22 protein-coding genes are annotated in these 24,485 nt (G+C 34.4%); 15 read left to right on the forward strand and 7 right to left on the reverse strand.

Annotation, left to right across the window (positions count from 1 at the left end):
- Positions 1-83 precede the first annotated feature (83 nt).
- The 6 genes from IRT38_RS01320 (at position 84) to IRT38_RS01345 (ending at position 7,533) form a co-directional block, all read left to right on the forward strand.
- Positions 84-473 carry a hypothetical protein gene (locus IRT38_RS01320; RefSeq protein WP_194596617.1) on the forward strand — a complete coding sequence of 130 codons (390 nt, stop codon included), beginning with the start codon at positions 84-86 and terminating at the stop codon, positions 471-473.
- 284 nt (positions 474-757) lie between these two features.
- A complete protein-coding gene (locus IRT38_RS01325) occupies positions 758-3,334 on the forward strand; it encodes a TraC family protein (RefSeq protein ID WP_194596618.1) in 2,577 nt (858 codons plus the stop codon).
- A 12-nt stretch (positions 3,335-3,346) separates the two neighbouring features.
- On the forward strand, positions 3,347-4,216 hold the full coding sequence (locus tag IRT38_RS01330; protein ID WP_194596619.1) for a hypothetical protein: 870 nt from the start codon (positions 3,347-3,349) through the stop codon (positions 4,214-4,216).
- A gap of 32 nt (positions 4,217-4,248) precedes the next feature.
- A complete protein-coding gene (gene lepB / locus IRT38_RS01335) occupies positions 4,249-4,866 on the forward strand; it encodes a signal peptidase I (RefSeq protein ID WP_194596620.1) in 618 nt (205 codons plus the stop codon).
- An 18-nt stretch (positions 4,867-4,884) separates the two neighbouring features.
- Positions 4,885-5,949 (forward strand): conjugal transfer protein TraF, encoded by a 1,065-nt coding sequence (gene traF / locus IRT38_RS01340; RefSeq protein ID WP_194596621.1) that lies wholly within the window; start codon positions 4,885-4,887, stop codon positions 5,947-5,949.
- A gap of 15 nt (positions 5,950-5,964) precedes the next feature.
- On the forward strand, positions 5,965-7,533 hold the full coding sequence (locus IRT38_RS01345; RefSeq protein WP_194596622.1) for a conjugal transfer protein TraH: 1,569 nt from the start codon (positions 5,965-5,967) through the stop codon (positions 7,531-7,533).
- 258 nt (positions 7,534-7,791) lie between these two features.
- Here the strand turns inward: IRT38_RS01345 and IRT38_RS01350 are convergent, their stop codons facing one another.
- The 5 genes from IRT38_RS01350 to IRT38_RS01370 form a co-directional block, all read right to left on the reverse strand.
- Positions 7,792-8,409: a hypothetical protein gene (locus IRT38_RS01350; protein WP_194596623.1), complete on the reverse strand. Its 618-nt coding sequence runs from the start codon at positions 8,407-8,409 to the stop codon at positions 7,792-7,794.
- A gap of 219 nt (positions 8,410-8,628) precedes the next feature.
- A complete protein-coding gene (locus IRT38_RS01355; RefSeq protein WP_194596624.1) occupies positions 8,629-10,383 on the reverse strand; it encodes a UvrD-helicase domain-containing protein in 1,755 nt (584 codons plus the stop codon).
- 252 nt (positions 10,384-10,635) lie between these two features.
- On the reverse strand, positions 10,636-10,935 hold the full coding sequence (locus tag IRT38_RS01360; protein ID WP_194596625.1) for a hypothetical protein: 300 nt from the start codon (positions 10,933-10,935) through the stop codon (positions 10,636-10,638).
- Between the two features lie 14 nt (positions 10,936-10,949).
- Positions 10,950-12,734 carry a type IV secretory system conjugative DNA transfer family protein gene (locus IRT38_RS01365; protein ID WP_194596626.1) on the reverse strand — a complete coding sequence of 595 codons (1,785 nt, stop codon included), beginning with the start codon at positions 12,732-12,734 and terminating at the stop codon, positions 10,950-10,952.
- 6 nt (positions 12,735-12,740) lie between these two features.
- Positions 12,741-15,713, reverse strand: coding sequence for a hypothetical protein (locus IRT38_RS01370; protein WP_194596627.1), 2,973 nt, complete (start codon positions 15,711-15,713; stop codon positions 12,741-12,743).
- A gap of 105 nt (positions 15,714-15,818) precedes the next feature.
- Here IRT38_RS01370 and IRT38_RS01375 point away from each other — a divergent pair, with 105 nt between their 5' ends.
- The 5 genes from IRT38_RS01375 to IRT38_RS01395 all read left to right on the forward strand — a co-directional run bounded on the left by IRT38_RS01375 (position 15,819) and on the right by IRT38_RS01395 (position 19,727).
- Positions 15,819-16,826, forward strand: coding sequence for a tetratricopeptide repeat protein (locus IRT38_RS01375; protein WP_194596628.1), 1,008 nt, complete (start codon positions 15,819-15,821; stop codon positions 16,824-16,826).
- Complete coding sequence (locus IRT38_RS01380; protein ID WP_194596629.1) at positions 16,823-17,521, forward strand: hypothetical protein; 699 nt, start codon at positions 16,823-16,825, stop codon at positions 17,519-17,521. The genes IRT38_RS01375 and IRT38_RS01380 overlap by 4 nt, the downstream gene beginning before the upstream one ends.
- 26 nt (positions 17,522-17,547) lie before the next feature.
- A complete protein-coding gene (locus tag IRT38_RS01385) occupies positions 17,548-18,426 on the forward strand; it encodes a hypothetical protein (RefSeq protein WP_194596630.1) in 879 nt (292 codons plus the stop codon).
- 332 nt (positions 18,427-18,758) lie between these two features.
- Positions 18,759-19,148, forward strand: a complete 390-nt coding sequence (locus tag IRT38_RS01390) for a hypothetical protein (RefSeq protein WP_194596631.1) — start codon at positions 18,759-18,761, stop codon at positions 19,146-19,148.
- A 15-nt stretch (positions 19,149-19,163) separates the two neighbouring features.
- On the forward strand, positions 19,164-19,727 hold the full coding sequence (locus IRT38_RS01395) for a hypothetical protein (RefSeq protein ID WP_194596632.1): 564 nt from the start codon (positions 19,164-19,166) through the stop codon (positions 19,725-19,727).
- A gap of 86 nt (positions 19,728-19,813) precedes the next feature.
- Here the strand turns inward: IRT38_RS01395 and IRT38_RS01400 are convergent, their stop codons facing one another.
- Complete coding sequence (locus IRT38_RS01400; RefSeq protein WP_194596633.1) at positions 19,814-20,074, reverse strand: hypothetical protein; 261 nt, start codon at positions 20,072-20,074, stop codon at positions 19,814-19,816.
- Between the two features lie 282 nt (positions 20,075-20,356).
- Here IRT38_RS01400 and IRT38_RS01405 point away from each other — a divergent pair, with 282 nt between their 5' ends.
- The 4 genes from IRT38_RS01405 (at position 20,357) to IRT38_RS01420 (ending at position 23,330) form a co-directional block, all read left to right on the forward strand.
- Positions 20,357-20,839: a hypothetical protein gene (locus IRT38_RS01405; protein WP_194596634.1), complete on the forward strand. Its 483-nt coding sequence runs from the start codon at positions 20,357-20,359 to the stop codon at positions 20,837-20,839.
- A 248-nt stretch (positions 20,840-21,087) separates the two neighbouring features.
- Entirely contained in the window at positions 21,088-21,417 is a 330-nt protein-coding gene (locus tag IRT38_RS01410) for a hypothetical protein (RefSeq protein WP_194596635.1), read from the forward strand.
- 234 nt (positions 21,418-21,651) lie between these two features.
- Positions 21,652-22,572 (forward strand): ArdC family protein, encoded by a 921-nt coding sequence (locus IRT38_RS01415; RefSeq protein ID WP_194596636.1) that lies wholly within the window; start codon positions 21,652-21,654, stop codon positions 22,570-22,572.
- A 443-nt stretch (positions 22,573-23,015) separates the two neighbouring features.
- A complete protein-coding gene (locus IRT38_RS01420; protein WP_194596637.1) occupies positions 23,016-23,330 on the forward strand; it encodes a hypothetical protein in 315 nt (104 codons plus the stop codon).
- A 43-nt stretch (positions 23,331-23,373) separates the two neighbouring features.
- Here the strand turns inward: IRT38_RS01420 and IRT38_RS01425 are convergent, their stop codons facing one another.
- Complete coding sequence (locus IRT38_RS01425) at positions 23,374-24,351, reverse strand: S49 family peptidase (RefSeq protein WP_194596638.1); 978 nt, start codon at positions 24,349-24,351, stop codon at positions 23,374-23,376.
- Positions 24,352-24,485 lie beyond the last annotated feature (134 nt).

The following is a 24,485-nucleotide window of genomic DNA, read 5'->3' on the forward strand; positions in this document are numbered from 1 at the left end:
ATTAATAAAAAAAAGATGTAAAATTCTTAAATGCGGGTTTGAGAGTCCTGCATAAACAGCCATCAATAAGTAAAGGAATTGCCATGCAATTAGTTCTAAAAAAATTCAATTTCGCTGATCTTGCATCTAACAAAGTTGCTCGTTTAATGTCTTACGTTACATTAGCTTTTGTTGCGGTGCTTATGTTCGCTGTACTTAACGAATCATCTGCTATTACAGAAGCGCAGCTTAAAACTGCTTCAACGGGTGGTGCTGATAAGTCTGGTACAGTAATGAATACCCCTGTTTTATGGGTAATTAACTTCCTGAAAGGAACCGGTGGTTTATTCGCAACTGTGTTAGCTTTCGTAGTTGGTCTATATGGTGCGATCTTCGCTAAATCTTTAATGACAATCATGATCGCGGTTGGTATTGGTATTGCAGCAGTTTTCGGTCCTGCAATTTTAATGTCAATCTTCGGTGCTGCAATCTAAGTTATCTTAAATTGCTTCTATCAAAACTCGCGTAAAGCGAGTTTTTTTATATCTAAAAATTAAGTTATCGCCTCATCAAGCTTGCAAAGCATAGATTTCATTAGCATTACTGAAAAATATACAGACCTAAGAGAAACTAAAAATCAGTAATTCACATCAAATCTATAGCCTGAATTTCTTCTCGATATAATTAATTATTAATAAAACAATTTATTTTATTGTGGATATTTATAATAAAATATTTATAATAATTAAAATATTTAATATACAATTTCGGATGTGTTATGCAACTAAAAGCTTCTGTCATCGATAAGATGCTACACCGATACCGTTTATCAGACCTGACACCAGTTAAGAGTCCTACAGAGGATAATTTCTTTTACTGTGAGAATAATAAGAAACAGTCATACATTGGTGCATGCTTCATGGCAACACCGCTCAATGGTATGAATGACCAAGGGTATGACCAATTTGTAAGTGCAATTTCGGTTAAGCTACCTCCAAACTCAATAATTCAAATCTCCCATCCATCAACCAATCATGTTGATGACCAGATTGACAATTACTATGAAAATAAATATCGAGCAATTAACGAAAATTTTGGACTAACTCAAAAACAAAAAGAGAATTTACACTCAATTGTGTTAAGAAGAACTGAATCGCTCAGAGAGGCTAAGAGTGTTCCTCCAATACCCGCAAACGGAATTACTTTAAGACAATCACGTATTTTAGTTTCCGTGAAAGTACCTGCCGACTTGCAATTAAGTGAATTTGATTTACAAAGAAGCAAGGAGCTGATTCTTACAGTATATGAGACTCTTAAGAGTTCTGTATTACCAGACTTAAAACAACTCAGTAAAAATGAATATTTGGCACAGTTAAGAGCAATTATTTTCCCTTTTGAGCCACTAGACTATAATTATGATGAGTTCCAAGATATATCAGCACAAGTATTTAAAAAGACTACAGAAACCGATAACAGCGACCCTACCATAACTAAGATAGGTGATTCTTATTTATCAGTACTTTCTGTCGATGCCTTGCCTAGCCCAAATACAATTGCATTGACCAATTTGTTAGTTGGAGACCCTAAAGGGACAACCCAACAAGTAGGTTGCCCGTATCTTATTAATTGCACAATCATTATCCCAGATACTCAAGAAGAAAATCAAAGAATCGATTTTGACTATGCACAAACTGATGATACAGCTACACCTTGGGCTAGAAAATTCTCACCAAAATTAGTTGATAGATTAAATGGGTTAAAGCTATTACGTGACGTAACTAAGCGAGGAGAAACACCTTGTCGGCTATTCTTTAATATTACCTTATTCAGTAAAGATAAGAATAAATTACCCCGAATTGCATCAGTTTTAGATGCTTATTATAGTTCGAAAAATTTAAAAGTCGTAGCTGATAGTAAGATCGTTTTACCCCTTTTTTGGAATTCTTTACCTTTATATCCAAGCATAGAATCTTTAAAAAATACAAGCCGAACTTCTCGAATGACAACATATCGTGCGGGAACATTTGCTCCATTATTTGCTGATTTCCAAAATCTTAGAGGCGATTTTAGTCAGATATATTATACCCGTAGGGGTAATATTTTTGGATTTGATCCGATGGCAGGACAAAACCATAATGGTATGGTTTTTGGTTCTTCCGGTGGTGGTAAATCTGTATTTGGTCAAAACTTCTTATCACAAGAGTTTGAGTCTGGTGCCTTAATTCGCATTATTGATGAGGGACAATCATATAAAAAATTATGCAAAGCACTTGGTGGTACGTTCATTGAATTTACGGACCATAGTGATGTTTGTTTAAACCCATTCACTTTGGTTGAAGATATAAATGAGGAAGTAGATCAGTTAGCTCGTGTAGTAAAACAAATGGCTTCACCGACTGAAAATTTAGGTGACTTTGCGATGTCTAAAATTAAGCAGGCTATTAAGTCTGTATTTAGTAAAAGTGCGCAAAAAACTACAATTACGGATATAGCTGACTTCTTTCTGGTGCAAGAAGAAGAAGAAATTCGAAAACTCGGTACTCAGTTATTCGAGTTTACCGAAGATGGATCATACGGGAAATATTTTAATGGAGATAATAATCTCGATTTAAATGCTCAGATGGTTGTTCTTGAGTTAGAAGCTTTAAAAACCAAACCACAACTAAAGACAGTTGTGATGATGATGCTTTGTACTAAAATTCAAGAGGATATGTATCGTAACTTTAACTACTCAAGAAAGTTCGTATTTTTTGAAGAAGTTACAAGTTACTTTCAAGATCCTCTTGTTGGTGCATTCATTGCTGATTTCTATGAACGGATTCGTAAATACCGTGGGGGGTGTTGGTTAGTAACCCAGAATGCAGAGAAGATTCAAGAGTCAGCCGCACTTGGTAAAGTTATGACTAATGCAAACTATATGGTCTATCTTCCTTATGTTGCAGAACAAATCGACATAATGGCTGATAAAAAACTTATTAAAAATGATAGTTATATTATAGATACATATAAATCACTGCGATTGGCAAAAGGTGTATATTCAGAAGCAATGATTTTTGAAAATAGCACAGAAAATGTTTCTGTTATCAGAACAATTCTAAATGATTATGAAAAAATATTATATTCATCTAGTGAGGAATATTTTAGACCTTTCTTAGATAGAATTGATGCAGGTGAGGATATTGCTGATATTATTGATTCTTATCTAGGTTTAGAGATTAAGAAGAAAAACCTAACTAAAGCTCATTCTAATCAGGATATTAATGAAATTAAAGCACGTATTCAAAGTGGCGAGAATATCGATCAAGTACTAAGTGAATATAAGCGAAATCTCCTCAACATTGAAAAAAATCATTAATAGGATAAGATTATGAATGAAATTAGTGTTAATACCCCTATCTTTGAAGAAGCGAAAGAAGAAGGGGTTTATAATAAAAATAAGATTGTTAGATTGATTAATAATCTTATTGAACCTGAACAATTAAATGATTCGGATGAAACAGTATTAGGTGGAGTTCTGCTGTCGATCAATGATAGTGACACTAAAAATTTAAACTTAATTCAATTGATTAATAAGATTGAGTTAAATAAAACAAATGCATCAAAAGCTCTAATCGAGAAAATATATTCCAACACAAGCATTCGCTTACAAATAGGTGAATACAAAAAAGCGAAAAATAAAGAAAACCGTAAGTGGATTTTTTGGCTATTAATAATTGTAGCTTTGATAGGCTTATTATTAGCATATAAATTTAACTTAATTAAGCTCCCAATCTCACCCGCTAAAGAAGGAGCAAAGGTTGTTGTACTTGATACTGCAAGGTTAGCATACTCGGCTACAGTTCCTTACATGAATATGCAGCTTTCGCCTGATCAAGCTCAAAAAATATCGATTCAGTATCGTAATAACTTACAGAAAGAAATTAAAAAGTACGTTGATAATGGTTATATCATTATTAACAGAAGTAATGTCTATGTTACTTCTGAATCTAATGACATTACTGACAAACTCATTAAGGATTTAGGTTTAAAACCTATTGCCCGAGAAAAATTTGATGCGGATTATTCGAATCAACAAAAATATGATGTGCTAAAAAACTTCGCACAATTAAATGTTGGTGACTATGAGAATGAGGCTTTAAATGATGCAAATAAAACTCTGAATGAACAAGCTCAAAAACAGCTAGATAATTCTCAAATCATTACAAATAATGAAGGTCACTCTATAGATTTAGAATAGTAAATTTGTAGATGAAAAGTAGAGTATTGGTGATGAAATCAAGTCTTAAAAATAATCCGGTTGTTAAATTTATGGTATCACTTGTAATGCCATTGTTTGTTTTTTTGAAAGAGTTATTTATTGCTTGTAAAGGTCGCCGATTAACTGTTCTTTGGATGGCTGCCTTATTCTCATTTATATATATTAGTAGCCAATATTATAGTGTTAAGTTGCAGAATAAGTTTGGGATCGCGGTAGATATAAGTAATATTTCTTCTAATGATCATATAATTTTTAAAGTTAATAAAGGAATTAGAGACTATAAAGATTTAAAGAAAGGAGAATATATAGCTTTCAAAACTGACAAATTGGAACCTTTTGTCAGTCAGGATTTTACGATTGTGAAAAAAGTTATAGGTAAACAAGGTGATCATATTCAGATTGTAGGCTTAAATGTTTTAGTGAATGGAACCAAACATGCTGAACTTAATCCAATCGCTTTGAGCAAGATCAATAAATCTGTGAATCAAATGCAAACTGATTATATCGTTCCTGAAAACGCCTTATTTGTTTTGGGTTCATATAAAAGATCGTATGACAGTCGATATTGGGGAGTCCTGCCAGTTAAACAAGACACCAAATTAGACATTGCTACCCCAATTTTGTTTTAAAACAGGAGAATTAGAAAAGTGAGAAAGAAAAAATTACTGGTTCTTGCTGCTTTAGCTCTCCAAGTTACACATGTTTCTTCGGCATTGACTGAACAAAGACAACAAGCTTTAAAGAATCAACCTAATACACAAACCTCTGAAAATTTTTATGAACGTAGAAGTGAAGGTTGGTATTGGTATGAGGACCCTCAAGCGAAGAAAAAGCAGCAGAAACAAGTGCCACCGACAGTAGTACAGCAACCTAAAAAAGTTGATATTTATGACCCTAAAACGAATAGATACAACGAACCTATAGTTGTTCAGGCTACTCCCGCTCAGCCCAAACCGTTATCTACTGAATGGCTTAAAGTGAATATGCCTAAGGCATTACAAGCTGCCATGGATAATCCTTATGATGAGAATGGTCGTCCAAGTAAAGAGATGGAAACATATATGTATTTCCAAAAATTTGCTTTGGATAAGTCTCAAAACTTTGCTAAATCGGCTACAACTTTGACTCAATTAGACCCATTTTTGGATGAAACTAATCGTGTTCCAGTTGATACCGCATCAAATAGAGTTTTCATGGCTGCTGCGGAAAAAGATAGAAAAGAAATTTTGAATTACCTATCCAAAACAACTGGTTTATGGTTCTTCTATGATACAAGTTGCTCATTCTGTACAGCACAATATGAATTTCTAAAAGATTTTAAAGCTGAAAACAATTTTAAAATATTTAATATATCTATGGACGGAAAGCGTTTGCCGAAAATGGATAACAATGAAATAATATTACCAGATAGAGGGCAGGCAGTTAATCTTCGTTTAAGGATTACTCCATCAATTGTTTTACTTGCACCACCAAACAATTTTTATGTAGTTAGCCAAGGGCTAATTACTCAAAGTTCTTTAGAATCAAAGATTTTGTTAGTTGCAGAACAACAAAATCTACTTCCAAAACACCTTAAAGATAAGCTTGACCCTTATGCAAAAGGTGTAGTAACACCACAGCAAATGAAACGTATGCAGCAAGTGGAAAAAGAGTTAAATGATGATCCAACTAAAATCGTTGATTTAATCAAGAAAGCAGTTGGTAATGAGTAATAAGGTTGATTAACTATGTTGATAAAACAAAAAACCGGAAAAAATTTGGTTAATATTCCAAAAACGTTTCTAAAACCTTTACGTGTTTGTTGCTTATTGGCAACTGTCCTTGGTGCAAGCCAAACAGCGACAACTGGTGGTTTGGATAATTTCATGTCTGATATGTACAGCAATACTACGGCACCCGGCATGTTCCAGACACAACAACGCGGAGTAATTTCCGGAGGCTCTTATGTCGGACGTTTTGGAATTAAATCTATTAATTTAGTTTCTTTTGATCCACCTCGCGTTAGTGCAGGATGTGGTGGAATCAATTTGTTTGGTGGTTCATTTAGTTTTATTAATGCCCAAGAACTGACTCAGCTTTTACGTGCAATCGCTCAGAATGCATTGGGCTTACTTTTTCAGCTTGGATTGAATGCAATTAGTCAGCCATTATCTTCACTGTTAACTACATGGTCTGCAAAGTTACAAGAAATGAATGCTTTGTTGAAAAATAGTTGTGAAGCTGCTCGAAAACTATTCCAGATTGATAAAACTGGCGGTGAGATGCTGAATTCTATTAAGAGTTCATTTGGTGAAATCAAAACTCAAACTGGTGGTTTCAAAGATTATTTTAGTAATGTGCAAAAGAATTTTACAAGTGGTTGGAACTCACTTCGTGGAAACTCACCAGATGGTCAAGCTACTACGAGAGCTGACAAAGCAATTCAGGAATTGCCGAATGTTGGTAACGTATCGTGGCGTGCAATTAATGCCTCTGATAGCTTTAAAGCTATTCTACCTAATAGCGGTGGTAGCGATTTAGAAGCTAAATTAATGATTATGAATGTTGTTGGTACCGAAGTATTTAATGCCTCAGCACAAACAAGTAGTGGTGATAAAGATTGCGCCACTGGATCAGGACAATGTGATCCAAAACCTGCTATTTATAACAGTACAATTGGTATTGCTGATTTGATCTCACCACAAGACAGTAAGCCATTTTATACTTGTCAGTCGGGGGATACTTATGATGAAGGATGCCAAAAACTACCATTGGCGGAAGGCAAACTATCAACTTATTTCAAAGGTATTGCTCGTATAGTAAACAAGAACCTATATGGTATTGACAGTTCAAGTGTAGATTTGGACCGTACACTAATTGCAAGTGCGGTTAATAGTGGTAAGGGAATTGTAGGTAAAGCCGGCAAAACAAATATTGAATCAATACTAACGGGCGAGGAGAAAGCTTTTTATGCTAGTGTCAACTCACAGTTGATTGGTTATATAGCTAAAGTGAATAACCAACCGGACCAAGTTATTTTGATTGCAGAGCATATTAGACCGATCATTATCAATGATATGGCTGTAAAACTTGCTAAGAGTTTAGTTGATTCATCTGTATTAACTTTTAATGGCTCTACAGTGAAAGCTTCGCCACCACAAAGCTTTGATGACAACCTAACACGTTGGCGCAGAGAAATTGCTCAGTACGAGATCACACCTAATGAGCGGGTTAAACAGTTTAATGAGTTAGAGCGTATGGTGGGAACCATTGCTAATAGTTTGCCGGTTAACCCTATATCGGTTAGTACTAGATAAACAAGGAAAACCTCCAATTGGAGGTTTTTTCTCTTAATGCCAAGTGTTCTTTTTATTATGAAATCTAAATTAATCAATATTGCAAAGTCAGAAACAACATATTTTAATATCATAATAGGATTATGTATTTTAACTTTCTTTTTGAAAAATATTTACATTCAATGTGTTTTGTTAGCAATTGTAGCGATGATGAGTTATTTAAAGAAAAGTGGAAAAATATTTAAAAATAAAAAGGACCATTAATTTTGGTCCTTTTTTTTAAAGTTCATTGAATAATTTTTTGTTTTCATTGTCAAAATTATCAATCGATAATTTGTCTAAAATTGAATATGTATCAACAACTTCTTTAAGAGTTATCTTGTTGTCTTTTTTTATTTGAGTGATGTGTTTTTTTAATTGCATATCATTCTTGTATTTCAATAAATTAGGTTCAGTTAAAAAAATTCTTAAACTTAATTCGTCAATAGCTTCATTATTATATTTATTTGTAATACATTCTTTAAATGGCACAAGCCTTTCAAAACTAATATCTTTAATAAAATAGGTTCCTCTACCAAGCCCTTTACTTTCATATCCAACATCATTTTTGTTAATTTTAAACAATGACTTGCATTCATTTATGTAAAAGTTAGTGAGTTTTTCCTTTTCAAAATATGCTTCTTCCCCCTGTTCTTCATTATTACTTTTAGTGTAAGAATGATAACTATTGGTTTTAGAGGAGAGGGGGGAAGTTAGTTCACCTAGTAAACTATTTCCAACTTTCCATACTTTTTCTTCATTTAGTCTTTCTACAGTAATATCACTTATATGATCGCTACAACCATACGATAATGCTAAAACTGGTAGAGTTAGTAGTGATAATAATATTTTATTCATAGAATAATCTCAAAAAAAGTATATAATAAAATTATTGTTTGGGGCTTGAATGCTCCTGTAAAGTAATTAACTATTACTACTGACTCATTGAGGTTGAGCCTTTAATATAGCTGCATTGTTTTAAAATCATGGAATGTAATACAATTAAAATTACAGTCATGATGACAAGACTTATGGCTTTATTCATTTGAACAACCTTGTTTTATCTGATGATAAGAGCTAATCTAAATTATTTCGTAACTTTTCCATTAAAATGAAAAATTCACTTAGATTAGATGCATAGAGTGTTTTTTTTGCGCGTGTGATAGCCACATAAAGCAACCGTAATTCTTCTACTGGCATATCTGATATACGGTAAGTTTGATTATGCATACGTTGATCTAACACACCTGATTCAATTGATGGAATAATACCTTCAATAAAGCTGTTACTATTAGGAATCAGTTTTAGGGTGTTGGGAAATGGAATCAGCTCCCAGTTTTCAAGATATAGCTCATCTGTAATATCCTTTTTAAAACGTTGCTCAACTCCACTAAATTTATTAGGCATTAAACTCAAATCAAAATCTGATGAAATGTATACTGAATTCCATTCAAGACCTTTTGCTTTATGAACAGTAGTAATTACGCATTCAGCTTCACTAGGATTATTGCCTACACGATCAAGTATTGAATACAGGGTGGAAAAACTAGATGAAAATTGATTGATTAACCGTACCATTGACGCAAAATCGTTATCTGACTTGTTTAGTTCAGTGTATTCAATGACATCATCCCATTTATCGAAAGCACTTAAGTCGGGGTGGTATGTTTTGACTCCTTTTATAAGTTGTTCGGCTGCCTCTAACCATTTTTTTATCTCATAAACATCCGCTAACATTGCATATTTGCGGTTGGGGAAATTCTGCAATTGACTAACTAATTCGCTAAATGCTCCTTTATTAGTCCGGCATAAAATCGCATCACATTTTACTGCTGCATCATGATCGTACAATACCTCAGTATGCACATTTGGATTACCTATCAACGGTACTGACTCACCTAAGCAAGCAAGGATAAGATTCGCATGATTTGCTAGGTTCTCACCAAATCGAAAAGTATGTGTTAATCGGGAGGTAGGCAAATCTAATTTTTCTAAACTATCGGTAGCTCCTCGCCACTCATAAATTTGTTGATATTTATCTCCTACGTAAAAACAAGGAATAGACTGATTTGAAACAATGAAATTCATTAACTCATCACTGTCTTGCCATTCATCTAGTAACAAATAATCGTATCCGGAGATTTTTGGGTTTGATAAAGCCCAATATTTCACATAAACATCATGAGAAATATTCAAATTATTATCAAGAGCGATAAGATCATTCCAACGGCGGTTCGCAACAGGTAATAGCTCTTTTATAGCAGCGTTATTCTCCACTGGCTTTAACCAATCTAGTTGATCAAAATGTTTTTCCAGTAATACTGAATCACTCGATTTACAGAAATTTTTAATAGCATCATTAACATATTGCATTTTTTGATGAGGCGTAAAACGGCGCGATCCTCCACGTTTAGTGATCTCCATAAATTTCTTATAAGAACGATGTTTCAATTCATCTAAATATGAGTCGGAATACTTACAATCACTATCTTTTAAGTGGTACATGACCGCAAGGTCTTTGGGATAATTTTTTGGGTTAAATACCTTTTTACTTAAATTTTTAGGTACATGTGAATGAGCAAGTGAATGAAAAGTTTTGCATGTAACACTATCATCAAAACGAGATTTTGCCTCATCTGCAACGGCGCGATTGAAAGCTAAATAGAGACCTTTCTTGTTGATAGAACCGAGGGCAAAGCTAATAGCTTCTAATGTTTTTGTTTTACCTGTACCGGCATAAGCTAAAATTTTAAATGATTTTAACTTTAGGGCAAATTCTTCGCAGTGTTGCTGTTCTTGATTTAAAGTATTAGCAGTTAAATCCTTATTCATGACTCATTCTACCCATATTATTTATATATAAAATATACCACAAAATAAAAATATTGTACAAGATATTATTTTCTATTTTATCCCCTTTTCTTGTTGATAAAGTTGCGGAAAAATCAGAAATTAGGCTAAAAAACGCACAACAATCAATAGTTAATATTTATAAAATTTAATAGTATAAAAAATAATCAAATGATTTTTTATATTTAATATTATTAAAAAAAGGAGACTATGAAGTCTCCTTTTTTAAAGAATTTAACTTTTACGGTTCATTGCTTTATCTCTATCATTCCGTTGATCATCTAAATTTGGAAAAATTACTGATCTTGGTGAGTGCAAATTTTTCAAAATGTCCTTGTGACTGATCACAACTTCTTTAAATTGTTTAATCATAAAAAGAACGACATAGTTGAAGAACCATAGAAGGGCGGGAATAACCATATCTTTAACAAACCACAGGGTCAGTTCACGCAAAGGTTTAATAATTACAATAATAAAAAATATCGCAATTAAGCTAATAATTATTAACTCAATATGAGAACGATCCATAAACATACTTTATCTCCTGCTCAACATACAGATTCGCGCACAATTGCACGAAGGTTTAACCCTTCAACGTCATCCATCGCAAAATGGTTGAACTGTACATTTCCAAACTCTTTAGCCGCATTGTCTGTTAGTGTAGTTAATGGTACACGGAGATGATATAGGTGGGTACCGCCATAATACAGAATGCAATCACCAATCGGAATGTATTTAAATTCCTCTGTTTTGACATGGTAAACTTCTTCTTCACGTTGAGTGAAGTTTGAAGCTCTATTAGCTCCTTGATTCTGAATTGGGGATGTATCAACTTCATCACCACTGCTACTAATACCTTGACCATTTCCCATTGCCCAAGTTGTTTGTTTATATAAACCGATCTCATCTGCGGCTTGTTGCGCTGATAATGTAGAAAGCTGTTTAAAGAAGATTTTGAACAAGGTGTTACCCATTACAACCTCAGACAGTGTTTCCAAACCGTTAGGTTTTAGGTTGGCGTAAGTCTGGTAACAAGGGGCAAGGAAGATTTTTGAAGAACGGGCTTGTTCGAATATCCGCCCCCATGTCTCATCGATATACGATCCTGCTTCATCCGGTAATATCATAAACGGTGGGTTTGGTAGCATGTGTGCAGGCAATCTTTGGAAATGTGAAATTGCTGTTCGCATATCCGCGATTAAGATTTTAGCAAGTGCAATTGATTGTTCATTTTTAGCCATCGTTGGAAGCATGACGTAAATGATTTTATTTTGAAGAATACATTCTTCAAAATCGATTTCAGGATTGTAGCTATTCATTACTTGCCCGAATGAACCTTCACTGAATTGTGATAAACGCGCTGCGAGACCTGAAAGTAAATTTCGGAACATATCGAAGTCAAAGAATTTGTTTTTAACAAAACTTTTCATCAAAGAGAACCATGCAACTGTCTCCGCAGAATCAGGATATTCTAGCTGTAATTTGCTTTCTACATATTTGAAAGCATCAAAGTCTTGTAAACAAGCTGTAATGTCTTGGAACGAATAGGGTAAACCAATTCGCTGAAAAGCTGCGACAATCACCTGTAGAGCAATTAAAGCACTATTACGATAGTGTTCCGCACCACCTGATACTTCGGGTAACAACATCATAATTCGGCTAGTTACTTCTTGTGGATCGCCTCTCAAAATAGGGTTAATGCTATTAGACATTGAGGGATCGCCGGCATTGATAATAAGTAGGTCTAATTCCCGTCCTGCCCAACAAGCAAGTTGCCACACGGCGAGTAATTCTTTGTTACTCAACTTACCATCAATAAAGCATAATCCGCCCCCATTTCTCATTTGCTGTGCCATCATCGATGTCGCCAGAACTGATTTACCGGTACCAGTCGATCCATTGATAGCTATATGTTGAGAAATAAGGCTATATGGAATAAAGACAGGTTCTCCAGTATCAGTTGTATAACCAACGCAAATACCATTACCGATATTTTCTTCTGGCGTTCCAACAGGATTACTTGAAGGTAATCTAAAAGGTCGAGCCTTATCCTGCTGCATTATAGGATCGAAAGTGAAAACTTTATCGTAGAAGTATTTAAACTTCCCATAAAAGAGCAACGTTGCGCACGGGACACCGCAAACTATAAGTACTAATAATCGATAATAAATATTTTCGATTAAATATGGATTTGCTGCTAAACAGCCAATAATAAACAATAACAGCATCCATCCATCTTTAGGTCCACCAAGAGCCAGATGGCGCAAATCTATTAGATTGAAATCAGCTTGTATTGAGAAGAATCGTTTTAAGCCATCAAATGTTCCTGCCATGATCACTTATACCTTTTCAAATTTAATTGTAGATTTGCCGTCCAATTGGATGGCTGTGAGTTTATCTGCGTATGGTGCTAAATCTTCTGAAATCTCATCTTTAAATTGTTCACAATATGAAAGGAAGCTATTTATATTCACACCGGTACGTCTAAATTGCCCAATATGGTGTTTTGGTATTAAGTACAGTTCTGAGTTCGGGTCCTTAAGAATTTTCAATTTTGCTTTAGTTGCGCTATCCATACTATTTAGGCGATTTTCAATTTCCTCAAACAGTGCTTGGGCTTTATCTTCATTCCACATTGTCTTGCGGATTTGTAGATAAATTTCTTCTTCTTTAGACTGGTCAATCGTTAAACATTCGATAACACTTATTTGATTGAACTGGTCCTTCGGATTAGTTCCTTTGATTTTGCAACTCTCTTGTTTCACAGACCAGAATGAACCGTTTCCTTTTTTCTGATATAGAGCCATTTGCTCAATAACATTAAATAATGTGAATATTTTGGTTTTATTAATCAAAATATTCTCACTAGACGTTGTATGACTTAAGTGTTCGGTTTTGTAATTTTTGCTTCTTGCAGCGTCAAGCACTTTTAGAATGGTAAAGTCTAAGTTTAAGGATGCTTCATTAATAGCATCACGACTACATTGAATGAGTTGCAGCTTGTGCTTATGGAACTCATTTATAGCGAATCGATAACCTCCATTTTTTGCACGTTCTTGTTTATCTGCTTTTTTAAGTGAAACGACTTGAACCTCACGGTTTATATATTTAAACGCATCTTGGGCATCGTCATCACTATGTTGTTCTAATGCATGGTTACTGATACCTAAATCTTTTTCAGTAGCAGATAGTGAAAACTCTAAAATCTGGTCTAAAAGGTCTGTGTCAGCTTCATTCAATTCAACCATTGCAGGGGAGTTGGTAACTGCCTCTATTGGCTTTTGATCAATGTTTTCGTGTTGTGTTGGCTGTTTACCGGAATTCACCGGTTTTTCGACTGGATTAATAAGATCGGTCGGTAGGGTTTGTTGCTGAGCCAGTGCCTTATTCATATCATTGACGATCGAATTATGCGTTTTATTGACCGAAAGCTGATCCTTACTCTTTACTGTTGCCATGATCTCTTTAACACGGCGTTTTTCGTTTTCTGCTGCTTCAATAAGAGGTTTAATTTTTTCAGCATAATTTGATAAAGGAATTGCCTTGGTTTGACTGACCCCTAAAATTTTGGCGTTGGCTTGATAATCCTGATAATTTGAAAGCAAATCTTTGAACATCTGAGCAGCATGAATGATCAACGTATGATCGATAGTGACAGTTTTATTTTCTTTAAACTCCCACAAAACCTGTAATAGCTCTCCATCACTTTTATGTGAGTATGTCTCTACGGCATTATCGGCATTATCATCTCGAATCCGCATAGCTAATAAGCCCATTTTCTTGATTTTGTCATAGAAAACTTTAAAGGCTTTTTGGTATTCAAGGTGATTTGCTAAATGTGGATATTTCTCTTTAAAACGACCATTAAACTTAGGATAAAAGTCATCAAAATCAACATAAATTAGATCATTCCTAATGATCCCAATACGATCAAATGCACTTGTTGTATTGAATCTATTTTTCTCAGAAAAGATCGAATATACAAGCCTGATGATGTCATTTTCAGTGTAAATGGGATTTTTCTTATTATTTTGATTTTGCTTATTTTTCACTTGTCGAATTGTTTGAGATGAACGTAAAAGTTCACATAATGCAACAGTTTCTTCAAGGGGATTATATTTCCTCCCGTTGCTATCAAAACTTACTGGCATGTTATAGACACTCTTACCATGAGCCGCAACATCTTTATCTCGATGAATATAGATGTCATACATGCGGCGTGCATTCCATAAAACACGTTTATCACGTAAGCTTAAACCGAGTTCTGAATTGTCCAGTTTATTTAATTCTTCACTAGAAAGATTCTTCTTAAACTCTGGGTCCAATGCATTTAAGGCTGCACTAGACCTTAAAGACAGCCAATCGATATACGGAAATAATGCCGCGAAAATAATGAGCTGATAGTCTTGTAAGTCCAGTTGACGTTTGGTTTTAATTTCTGGTGTAGTAGTGGTGATCCCTTTGTATTTAAACTTTGGCAATTCTTCTAGTATCTTTGCAAGCGTGTTTTCAATTTCTTTCTGTACTCGTAAAGACTTGTCTTTAAGCTGCTTCTTTTTTAATTCTAGTTCATCTTTTGAGTAAACATCCAAGCCTTTACTCACTCTATATTGTAGGTGAAAAAGATCAAAATTTACGACTTGGCTAAATAGCAGATTGAATTGATATTTATAAGCCAATATACCTTTATCTATTCTTCTACTTTCGTGATCATTGGTAAATTCACCTGAAATAGCCTTAAAACCTATATTTGCTTCTTTTCTAATTTCCTCTATCGATTGGTTTGTTGTGCTGTCATACGGGTTCCCTTGTTCCTCGTCACCATACAACTCTGAACCGCCTTCATTAGCCTTGAATAAGCTTTCTTCTGAAAAGTTGAACGTTGTAGCATCTGGGGTATCCAGAATTTCTTTTAATAATCGTCCCGTAGACTGAATGTAATCTCTTTTGGACTTTTCTGTATGAGGATTATTTTCTTCATATTTATTTAATATTTCGGATTCAATTTGAAATGCTTCTGGTAGAACTGGAAGAATTTTAGTGTGTCCACCAACCGTAAAGACCATCCCATCTTCAACTACATTTTTTGTAATCTTTTCTTTTGTATTGTTTTTCGTTTGTCTATAACTACTTGAAATAAATAGTAGAAACATAACAATGATACCAATGAATATGGACCATCCTACCAATGTCTCTATAGCCACACCAACGAATGAAACTTGGTACTTCCTGACTTCCAAGATGTAAAGAATAAAAGACCAAAAGCCAATGATGTATAGTGCTTTTTGGAATAATTCAAATGTTTTATACATGGCAAATAAATCAAATATAAAAAAAATATTTTATTATGTTTTGTGGAAAAGGTGAAATTATAATTATAAAATGTATTTAATTTTTATAATGGGTATATTTTTGAAATGTTTTTTAATAGAAAAAATGTTAGTAAAATATTATTGCTTGTATCGGCAACTGCACCATTGATTTTGCCCATTCAATCTGTGCAAGCCAGTGATCTTACATTGACCGATGTAGGCAACCTGATGCAACGTCCCAAATGGCTTCCTGAACTGCCAAAAATTGAAACAAGCGGATTTGCTCCAGATACGGCGATTTATTTGGCACTAAGAAAAAGAATTCTTGTTCAACGGGATAAAACGGCTATTCCTGAACTGCATAAGCTTGCTCAACGTGGTCATGCGAAATCCATTATCCTGATGGGCTATCTGTACGATCAGGAACCCAAATTAATTGCAACTAATTCTAAATATGCTGCTCAGTATTGGGCGATTGCCGCAAAAGCCGGTGATTCAGTGGCAATGTACAACCTTGGCATTCTTTATTTGAACGGACGCGGGGTCCCTCGTAACCTTCAAACTGCCCAACAATTATTTGCGCTCGCAAGCGAGCAAGATATGTATCGAGCCACTTTTGTCTTGGGTCAAATGTATGAAGCTCGGAAAGACTGGATTCAAGCAATCAATGTATATTCCAGATGTATAGCCGCCCAATACATACCACAATGCAAAACACGCTATGGCATCCTTTCGATAACTAAAACCAAATTAAACCCTGCTGATGCTAAGACTGTAGTAGATCAATTGGTTGAAGCCTCCTCATCCGGCGACTTAGAAGCAACTTATACTCTTGCACGCTTGTCAGCCGAAGGGATTGTAATTAATCGCAGCCGTGTGGCTATGGTTTACTATCTTGAAATGATGGTCAAATCTCCCAACACTAATTCACACTATCGGAAATTAGCTGCCGATATGTACAACGTCTATAGACCAACTGAACAAGAAATCACTGAGGGTAAAAATAATTATCGTGTCGCGAATGCCGGTGGCATTTCAGATGCAAAACTTGGTTCATTCAGAGTTGTTGACCTACGCAAAACTGTAGTTGAGGCAGGGGGAAATCTTGAATGATCCAGACAGATAGTTTATTCCTCGCATGTGTGGACCAAGGGAAAATTCTTTCTTTAGTCATGCTTCCCAATCTTAAACACATACCTGATCCAGAAGCCCGTATGAGTATAAAGAATAAGCTAAATGATGTATTGGCATTTCATAGCACGCGCAAGGTAACTTCTGGTCGATTGGTTTTATGTTGTGATGATGACAGTCGGGAGGTGAATCTCTATGCAAATTCACCTTTCAAATCAAAAGAAATCACCAAAACTTTATTTGCTTTTCAAAAGTCTAAAAAGAGATTTTTAGCACATGATTTGATGGATGAGGATGGTAATTTAGGGGCGATTCATCCCCGTCAACAATCATATCTTGATGGTAAATTAATTTCACATTGTTGGGCTGCTGTACACAAAGGGCATGTTGTAGGGCTTATCTCTTATCCTATACTACGCAGCAATAAGATTCATGATAAGAATTTTGAGAAATATAAGACTCTGGCTCGAATTGCTCTACAGTCTTTCGGTTATGTAGTCGCTTGTGACTTGGTTCTGAATGACGATAATGAATTAGAAATGTATAACATTCATAAAGCCTTTGAAAGAAAAGGGAAGGTACATTCATACTTCACAAGAATCCTCCCTTTAACTAGCCACTTAAAATTTAGTAATCAGGCACCGGCACCGGTTGATACCGTAAAAATCCATCACTAAACGTAAATTTTTAAAAAGGAAATGTCATGGAAAAATTAATAAGTTTTGAAACCAAGAAAAATACATTTGTTTTTCCGCATAAATCTAGTAGCTCTGAACTAGATATTGAGAGACGCGCTTTAACAGAAGCGTTAAATGAAAACTTAGGAATTATTTATTCAACATCAACAACGGATAGTAAAGTCCTTGATTCAATTAAAAATCAATGTGAAGAAGCAGGAAGGAAGGTGTTTCTTGTCAGTTTTACAGAGCCTTCCATACATCATGGTCTTAATCCATTCTTAAATTTAAAGCCCACAGAAATTGCACAGCTTTACTTTAGCCCAGATTCCAAAGAGCATAAGCTTTTAACGGCGGTATTTGAAAATCAAACGGGTCCTATCACCCCAGATGTAGTACTAAAAATAGTGCATCAAAACCATACTTTATTTAAATCATTTTTCGAGCCTTTGCTACAGAACATCAATGCTATCGTTTCTTCAATTAATCCATTTAGCAATATCGACAAAGACAGAAATGTAGATTTAAGTTCAATAATCAATAAAGGGCATGTTCTGATTCTTGGAGGGTTAAATGATGCTGATCCTCTATTAGCTGAACAGATTAAAACGTTTATTAATGACTATTTGATAAAACCTCTATTTTTGAATAATCAGATCAATTTTGAACGTTCCACTAGAACTTATACAATTACATCAAGTGAATCTGCAATTGATCCTACCTTTACAGAGAAAGTGTTTGCTTATGGTTCTCAACTTAACATGCAAGGACTATATACGGAACGCCGTACAAAACGATCTGAATATGAAAGTATCCATTTAATATACGCAAACAGTCATAATAAAATTAAAGGTGATTCTCCAAAACTGGACTTATTCCTTGGCGAAATGGGCTTACCTGTATAACCAAATTCAAAAATTAAAAGTTAGGAAATTGATTGATTTAAACGGGTTTTATGTAATAATAGCCGTACATTCAATATATTTCATTTTAGATGATCTATAAGTGGACATATTGTTCTTGTAGCAATATGAATGGTATTAACGTACCAATCGAAAAAAGCTCCTTCCTTGTGTTTGAGCTTTTTTTTTGACTTTTAGAAAATTGCGATGCCTGTTTGTTACACAAAATTACTTATTAAATAATTATTAGTATGATATATATGCGGTATATGTTTGTGTTTTTGGAAAATAGTAAATCTGTTCTTAATTGTTTTGTTGATAGTGAGTAATGTAAGATGGCAGCTATAGTTTTAAATCAGCAAATTGAATCCATGGATAAGAAAGAAGTTCGAAATAAGAAACCATTCTTATATTTGCTACCTTTCATTGCGGTTGGGATTGCTTTTTCCCTTGGATTTAAATCCATAGTCATTCCTATCTTTGTCGCTTTTTTTATTATTAGTGTTGTTTTTGATCTGGCTATATCTGGTAAAGGGTCAGAATCGTACGGCGATTCCAATTTTCTTAAAAATGTAGAAGATCAGAAAGAATTTGATATTAATGCCGCTAAGAAGCTTTTAAAAGCTCATAACGCCGTGATCTACCGTATTGATAGTAAAAACCATACTATTCAGTTTTTCATCAATGACCAGAAATACACCATGCGTATTAAGCCAAAATCTTAAGTTTTAGAGAAATATATGCTACATAAAAAAATCGTCAATTATCTTATGTATCCCGCAGCATTTGGTCTGGCTCTTGTGGTATTCCTTGGGGTAGAAATTATACCTAATGTTCAGGAACCATTAGACAAGCCAGTGAAAGACTTTAGTACCATGGCTGTTGATCTTAATGAATTATTGATTATGGGATTAGGCAATAAGGCTTATACCGGCTCTGCCAGTGATGTTGTTAATTTGGGAATTATTAACAATTGTGTTGCTCAGAAGCAAATATATGCTACAGAGTACTTGGGTGGTAGTAAAAGTTATATTCGAAACAAAGAGCAGGCTATTGATTGTTTCAAGCGTGAGGTTGAAACATACTATCTTTCAAAAGGTATGGTAAATGAAATGTTGGTTGACGGCAGTGCATTTAAACGTACCTATGTGGATGGTAAGTGGCAGGCTCCTTATGACGAATCAAAACAAGATAAGTACTTGAAATACACATCATTTGTTAAATTAAGCCAACAAAAAAAGAAAATGAACTTATCTCTGGAAGAAATAGTGGAATTGGTCCAAAAAGAATCTGAACATAGTTAAAATATTAGACTAAGCAAAAAAGCTCTATTGAGAGACATAGAGCTATGTTTTATTAAAAGTAGCCATCAAGAAAAAGGGTAATTATGTTACTGCTTTATTTCTTCATTCTTTCTACTTCCTTTATGGAGTAATTTTAATCCGACAAACCCACCAATTACCATGATAATTGCGATACCTAAAAATATATAGCCCAATTGCTGATTATCACCAAGAAAAATAAACATCAGCGCAGCCAAGAAAACAATAAATGAAACTAGCGTCGAGGTTAATGAAGCTAATGCCACAATTAGGTCTTTCTTATTTTTAATAAATGTAGGTTTAGGTCTTGGCTCATTAGAAGGGGTCATAAGAAGTTCCAGAAATAAATAAAAATAATTTAACAGGTTAACTGCTTGCCCTCAATAAAATTCGAGCAATTAAACAAAAAGATAAACAAATATTAGCACTCTTAGGAGCCTTTTTTAATGCCAACAATTGCTTAAAAAAGAATCTTACATTACTATTGACCTTGAAGATCGCTTAATTCTTTAAGTGTTTTTCATCAGTTGTTTCTTACATTAACTTGTACGGATAACTGATGATCGCTAAAGCGCATCTTCCGTTATCCGTACGCCAACGGAGTTCACAAAATGAAATATCTTTCCCTTGTGGTTTTCGCAGTTTGTTTTCTGGTTTTCATGTTGTTTACTGAAAACTTCATGATTGCAATGAATCAGAAAATCCTTTTCTGGGACTACATGACTACTGTACTTAATCGAGAATCATTTATGCAGGCTTTAGGTTGGGGTGTTGCTCTAATCTTCTGTGTTTTTACCTCGTTCGTACTGTTGTTTGCAGTGTTCTTAGCTCTGAGTTTTACTAAGCCTAAAATTGTAATTCAAGTTCGCTTGAATTCTCTTGCATCGGCTCATTTGCTCATGATCTATGCGATTTTGATCTGCTGTATTTGTGGTCAGCCTGTATATCAAATCATTAGTAATGTTTTTATCCTTCATGGATTTGCAAACTACTTGATCTGGTTTATGTTGCCTATTGCTGCCGGTATCGCTTACTCTGCAATTGCTGCTCTCGTAGCTGCTTTTAAAGGTGTGATTAAAGCTTTTAAAAGCTAATAATAAATAACACTTATTATTAATTTGTAATAAAAAAGCCAATTAGAATTTATTCTTTTTGGCTTTTTTTCTGTCGAATTCATCGGAAAAAATTGCCTAAAAATAGAACCTCATTTAATATTCTTCTTGAAAATCACTCAACTTTTTATGTGTTCTCATCAGCTTTTATTCTTATCAATTTTTTGAACGGATAGCTGATGATCACACTATGTGATTTTCCGTTATCCGTATGTCAACGGAGATGTATTATGTTAGCTTGTTACAATAATTCTGGTTATCTTTTTTTCTGTATCATCAGTGAAGAAGTATTTAATGAAGATGTTAAAGCTGCTGCTAATGGTGACTGTGAACCTGTTCATCAGGCTCAATTAAGTGAGTTAGTTGCTGCAATGAAACATTGTCGTGATCCAGAAGAATATCAACAAATGTTGGAAGTATATTCTCAATTGTCTAGTGAATCTTTTCCTCATCCATCTGTACAGGATGTAAGAAAAGAAATGAGCAATACAAGAGACCCAGAGGAATGTGCCAGACTTGTATCATGGCATGACTCACTAATTAACCCAAACAATGCTTAACGCTCATTGTTTTTTTTAAAATAAAAGCCTCTTAGATTTATCTATTTGGCTTTTTTCCGTTTGGGTCCCCCCAGATTTGCCTAAAATAAAAACCTCATTTAATATTGCTATTGAAGATCGCTCAAATTCTAAGTGTTTTTCATCAGTTTCTTTTCATATCAAATTTTTTGTATGGATAACTGATGATAGCCAAAGCGCATCTTCCGTTATCCGTACGCCAACGGAGTCTATACCATGAAAAATTTCAAAACTAATGCAGAAGTTAAATTTGCTGAACTTGTTGAACAAATTGAATCAAAATTCATTACTGGTCAATGGGTCATGCCATTCAAAGCTGCACGTCCACATTTTAATTTGTTATCAAATAAACGGTATAACGGCATCAATGCTTGGGTACTGTCTGTTATAGCAATTCAAAATGATTTCAAGTCAAAAGCTTGGATTACATACAAGCAAGCACAAACAAAAGGTTGGCACGTAAGAAAGGGTGAAGTTGGTACACCGGTTCAATTTTGGAATACCATTAAAGATAAAGCCGATCCAGAGAAAGAAGTATGGTTTGTAAAATACTATACAGTTTTCAATTTGGATCAGCTTGAAGATGAAGATGGAAAACCAGTTGAATTTGATACAGCGACTCTTTTAGACCTGCCTTCTTTTAATGAGCAGCTTACTATGTTGGAATGCATCATTAATGATATGGGTGTAAAAGTACATCATGTTGAAGGTATCGGTAGAGCTTTCTATCGGAGAACTGAACATGCTATCTATTTACCACCGGTGGGCGAATTTAATTCTCAAACTGCCTATTTAGCTACCTTGCTGCATGAATTAGGTCACGCGACTCACCGTTACGTTCGACCAAATTGGGAAAAAGGACCATTTGGATCAGTTCTTTATGCAAAAGAAGAATGCGTTGCAGAGTTAACTTCTGTATTCGTATCTTCCATGTTTGGAATTGAGAAGATTGCCTTAGATAGTCATGCAGGATATATAGCAGATTGGCTTCAAACTGCTAAAGAAGATGATTCTAAATTTTTCGCTAAAGCTGTTAAAGAAGCGACAAAAGCATCATTCTTCATGTGGGACATTCTGTATCCAGAAAAATCTATTGAGCCTTCTGATATGGAAAATATTGCAACAATTGAAGCTTAATAACTTCAATAACTTACTGACAAAAGCCAACTAAGATTTTTCTTTTTTGGCTTTTTTTATTTGAAAAAATATTATATATAATGATTTTAATTGATTATTTGGAATATTAATTTTAAATATTTAATATAATCAAAAAATATATTATTAACTTTTTGTAAAAGTTAATGCAATTTAATAAAAACTATACTATGATTTGTCTTGAACAGTTGTTCCGCTTTCCGGCGTTAATGGAGTTCCTAATGAACAAGTGTTTGTAGGCTTACCTTTAAAGTATTGCGCTTCAAATACGATTGTTTGTGTACTTAGGTACATAAGCAGAATTGATGGCTAATTCTATCAATAACTCTCTAATAGTCGCCCGTTGATTAACCTCTCGGGCGATTTTTACTGAACCTACCATTCGTTGATAACAAGTTTTTTGAACAAAAACCTTTGAGATACACATGAGCGAAAAACAAAATATAAGTTCTGGATTTCCATTCTTCTCATTACTGATACTTATAACGTTTCTGGGCTATGCTTTGCTTCGTTTATATTTCTTTTTAGTACCGACCCCTGACACAACCTTATACTTTAAAAAAGAAGCGTGTGATCTCATCGAGATTATAGGTGGTGAAAAGAATGATCGCTGCATTATGAAAGGATCAGTTCGTCAAGACCTTTTTACGGATGGGTATTTAATTAAATTGGACAATGGAGAAGAAGTTTATATCAACAGCCAAGCCATTGTGTCTCGTTCTTTCCCTGTAACTAAATAAGGTTACAAGGAAAGAATCTTAACTAATCAGTCGGGAGAAGTGATTATTTGATCTCTAATGTATTTCCTTCTTTTAAGCTATTAGAAAAACCTTGTCCAATGGCTCTACCAATATCGTTATAGGCTGTATTAAATAAAGCCCCAAAACCGTTGTTGACATAGGTGTAGTTTTTAACGGTATCAATTTTTAATTCACGTTTTATTGTATTCATGTCACCAATTTGATCAGCAATACCGATTTGAACAGCTTGTTCTCCAGTCCAGACTAATCCAGAAAACATATCATCAGACTCTTTTAATTTTCCATTTCTACCATCTCGGACATACTGAATAAAGGTATGGTGAACGTTGTTCAGCATATTCTGGTAATAAGTCATTTGTTCATCAGTAACTTTTTTTGTGAAAGAGAATGCTGCTTTGTTGGTACCGGCAGTTAAAGTTCTGTCGTTGACACCAATTTTATCCATCATCTTCGTTAGGTCGTAATTGCTCATAATCACACCGATAGAACCGACCAATGATGTTTTACCCACAACGATGAAATCACTCGCAGATGCGATTTGATAAGCTGCTGACGCACCTAAATCTTGAATCAGAGCATAGACTTTCTTTTCCGGATACTTTTTCTTTAAAAATTGGATCTCGTTCCAGACCATTTCTGCTTGATAGGGCGATCCGCCGCCCGAATTTATTTCCAGAACAATATATTGACTGTCCTCATTTTCAAAAGCACTTTGAAGGGCTTTAGAGATACTTTCACCATTAGCATTGGTATCAGCAGAAATAGTTCCACTTATGCGTATTACAGCAATATGCTTCCCTTTGACGAATGAGTTTTTAATGTTTTCATAAATTTTAAAGTTTTGATTCAGGCTATAGATTACCAAGAGGGTGAGAAGAATGCCTAGCATAGTTGAAAGAATTTCAAGCCACGTTCGTTTCTTGACTTTATAAGTTACTGTCTTGGGAAGATCAGGTTCTCGATTAAAAATTCTTTTAAAGTATTCTTTTATACGGTTCATACGGCGCATCCATTTTTATAAGCACTTTTAGAAGTAATAACAATAATATTATTAAAATTTAAATATTACATTAAATATTAGGATTATCTTCTGCCGTAGAACAAGTTTTGTTGTACTGAGAGTAGGGGGAGAAT

Source organism: Acinetobacter sp. SK-43, from assembly GCF_015351505.1.
In the GTDB taxonomy this organism is placed as follows: domain Bacteria; phylum Pseudomonadota; class Gammaproteobacteria; order Pseudomonadales; family Moraxellaceae; genus Acinetobacter; species Acinetobacter junii.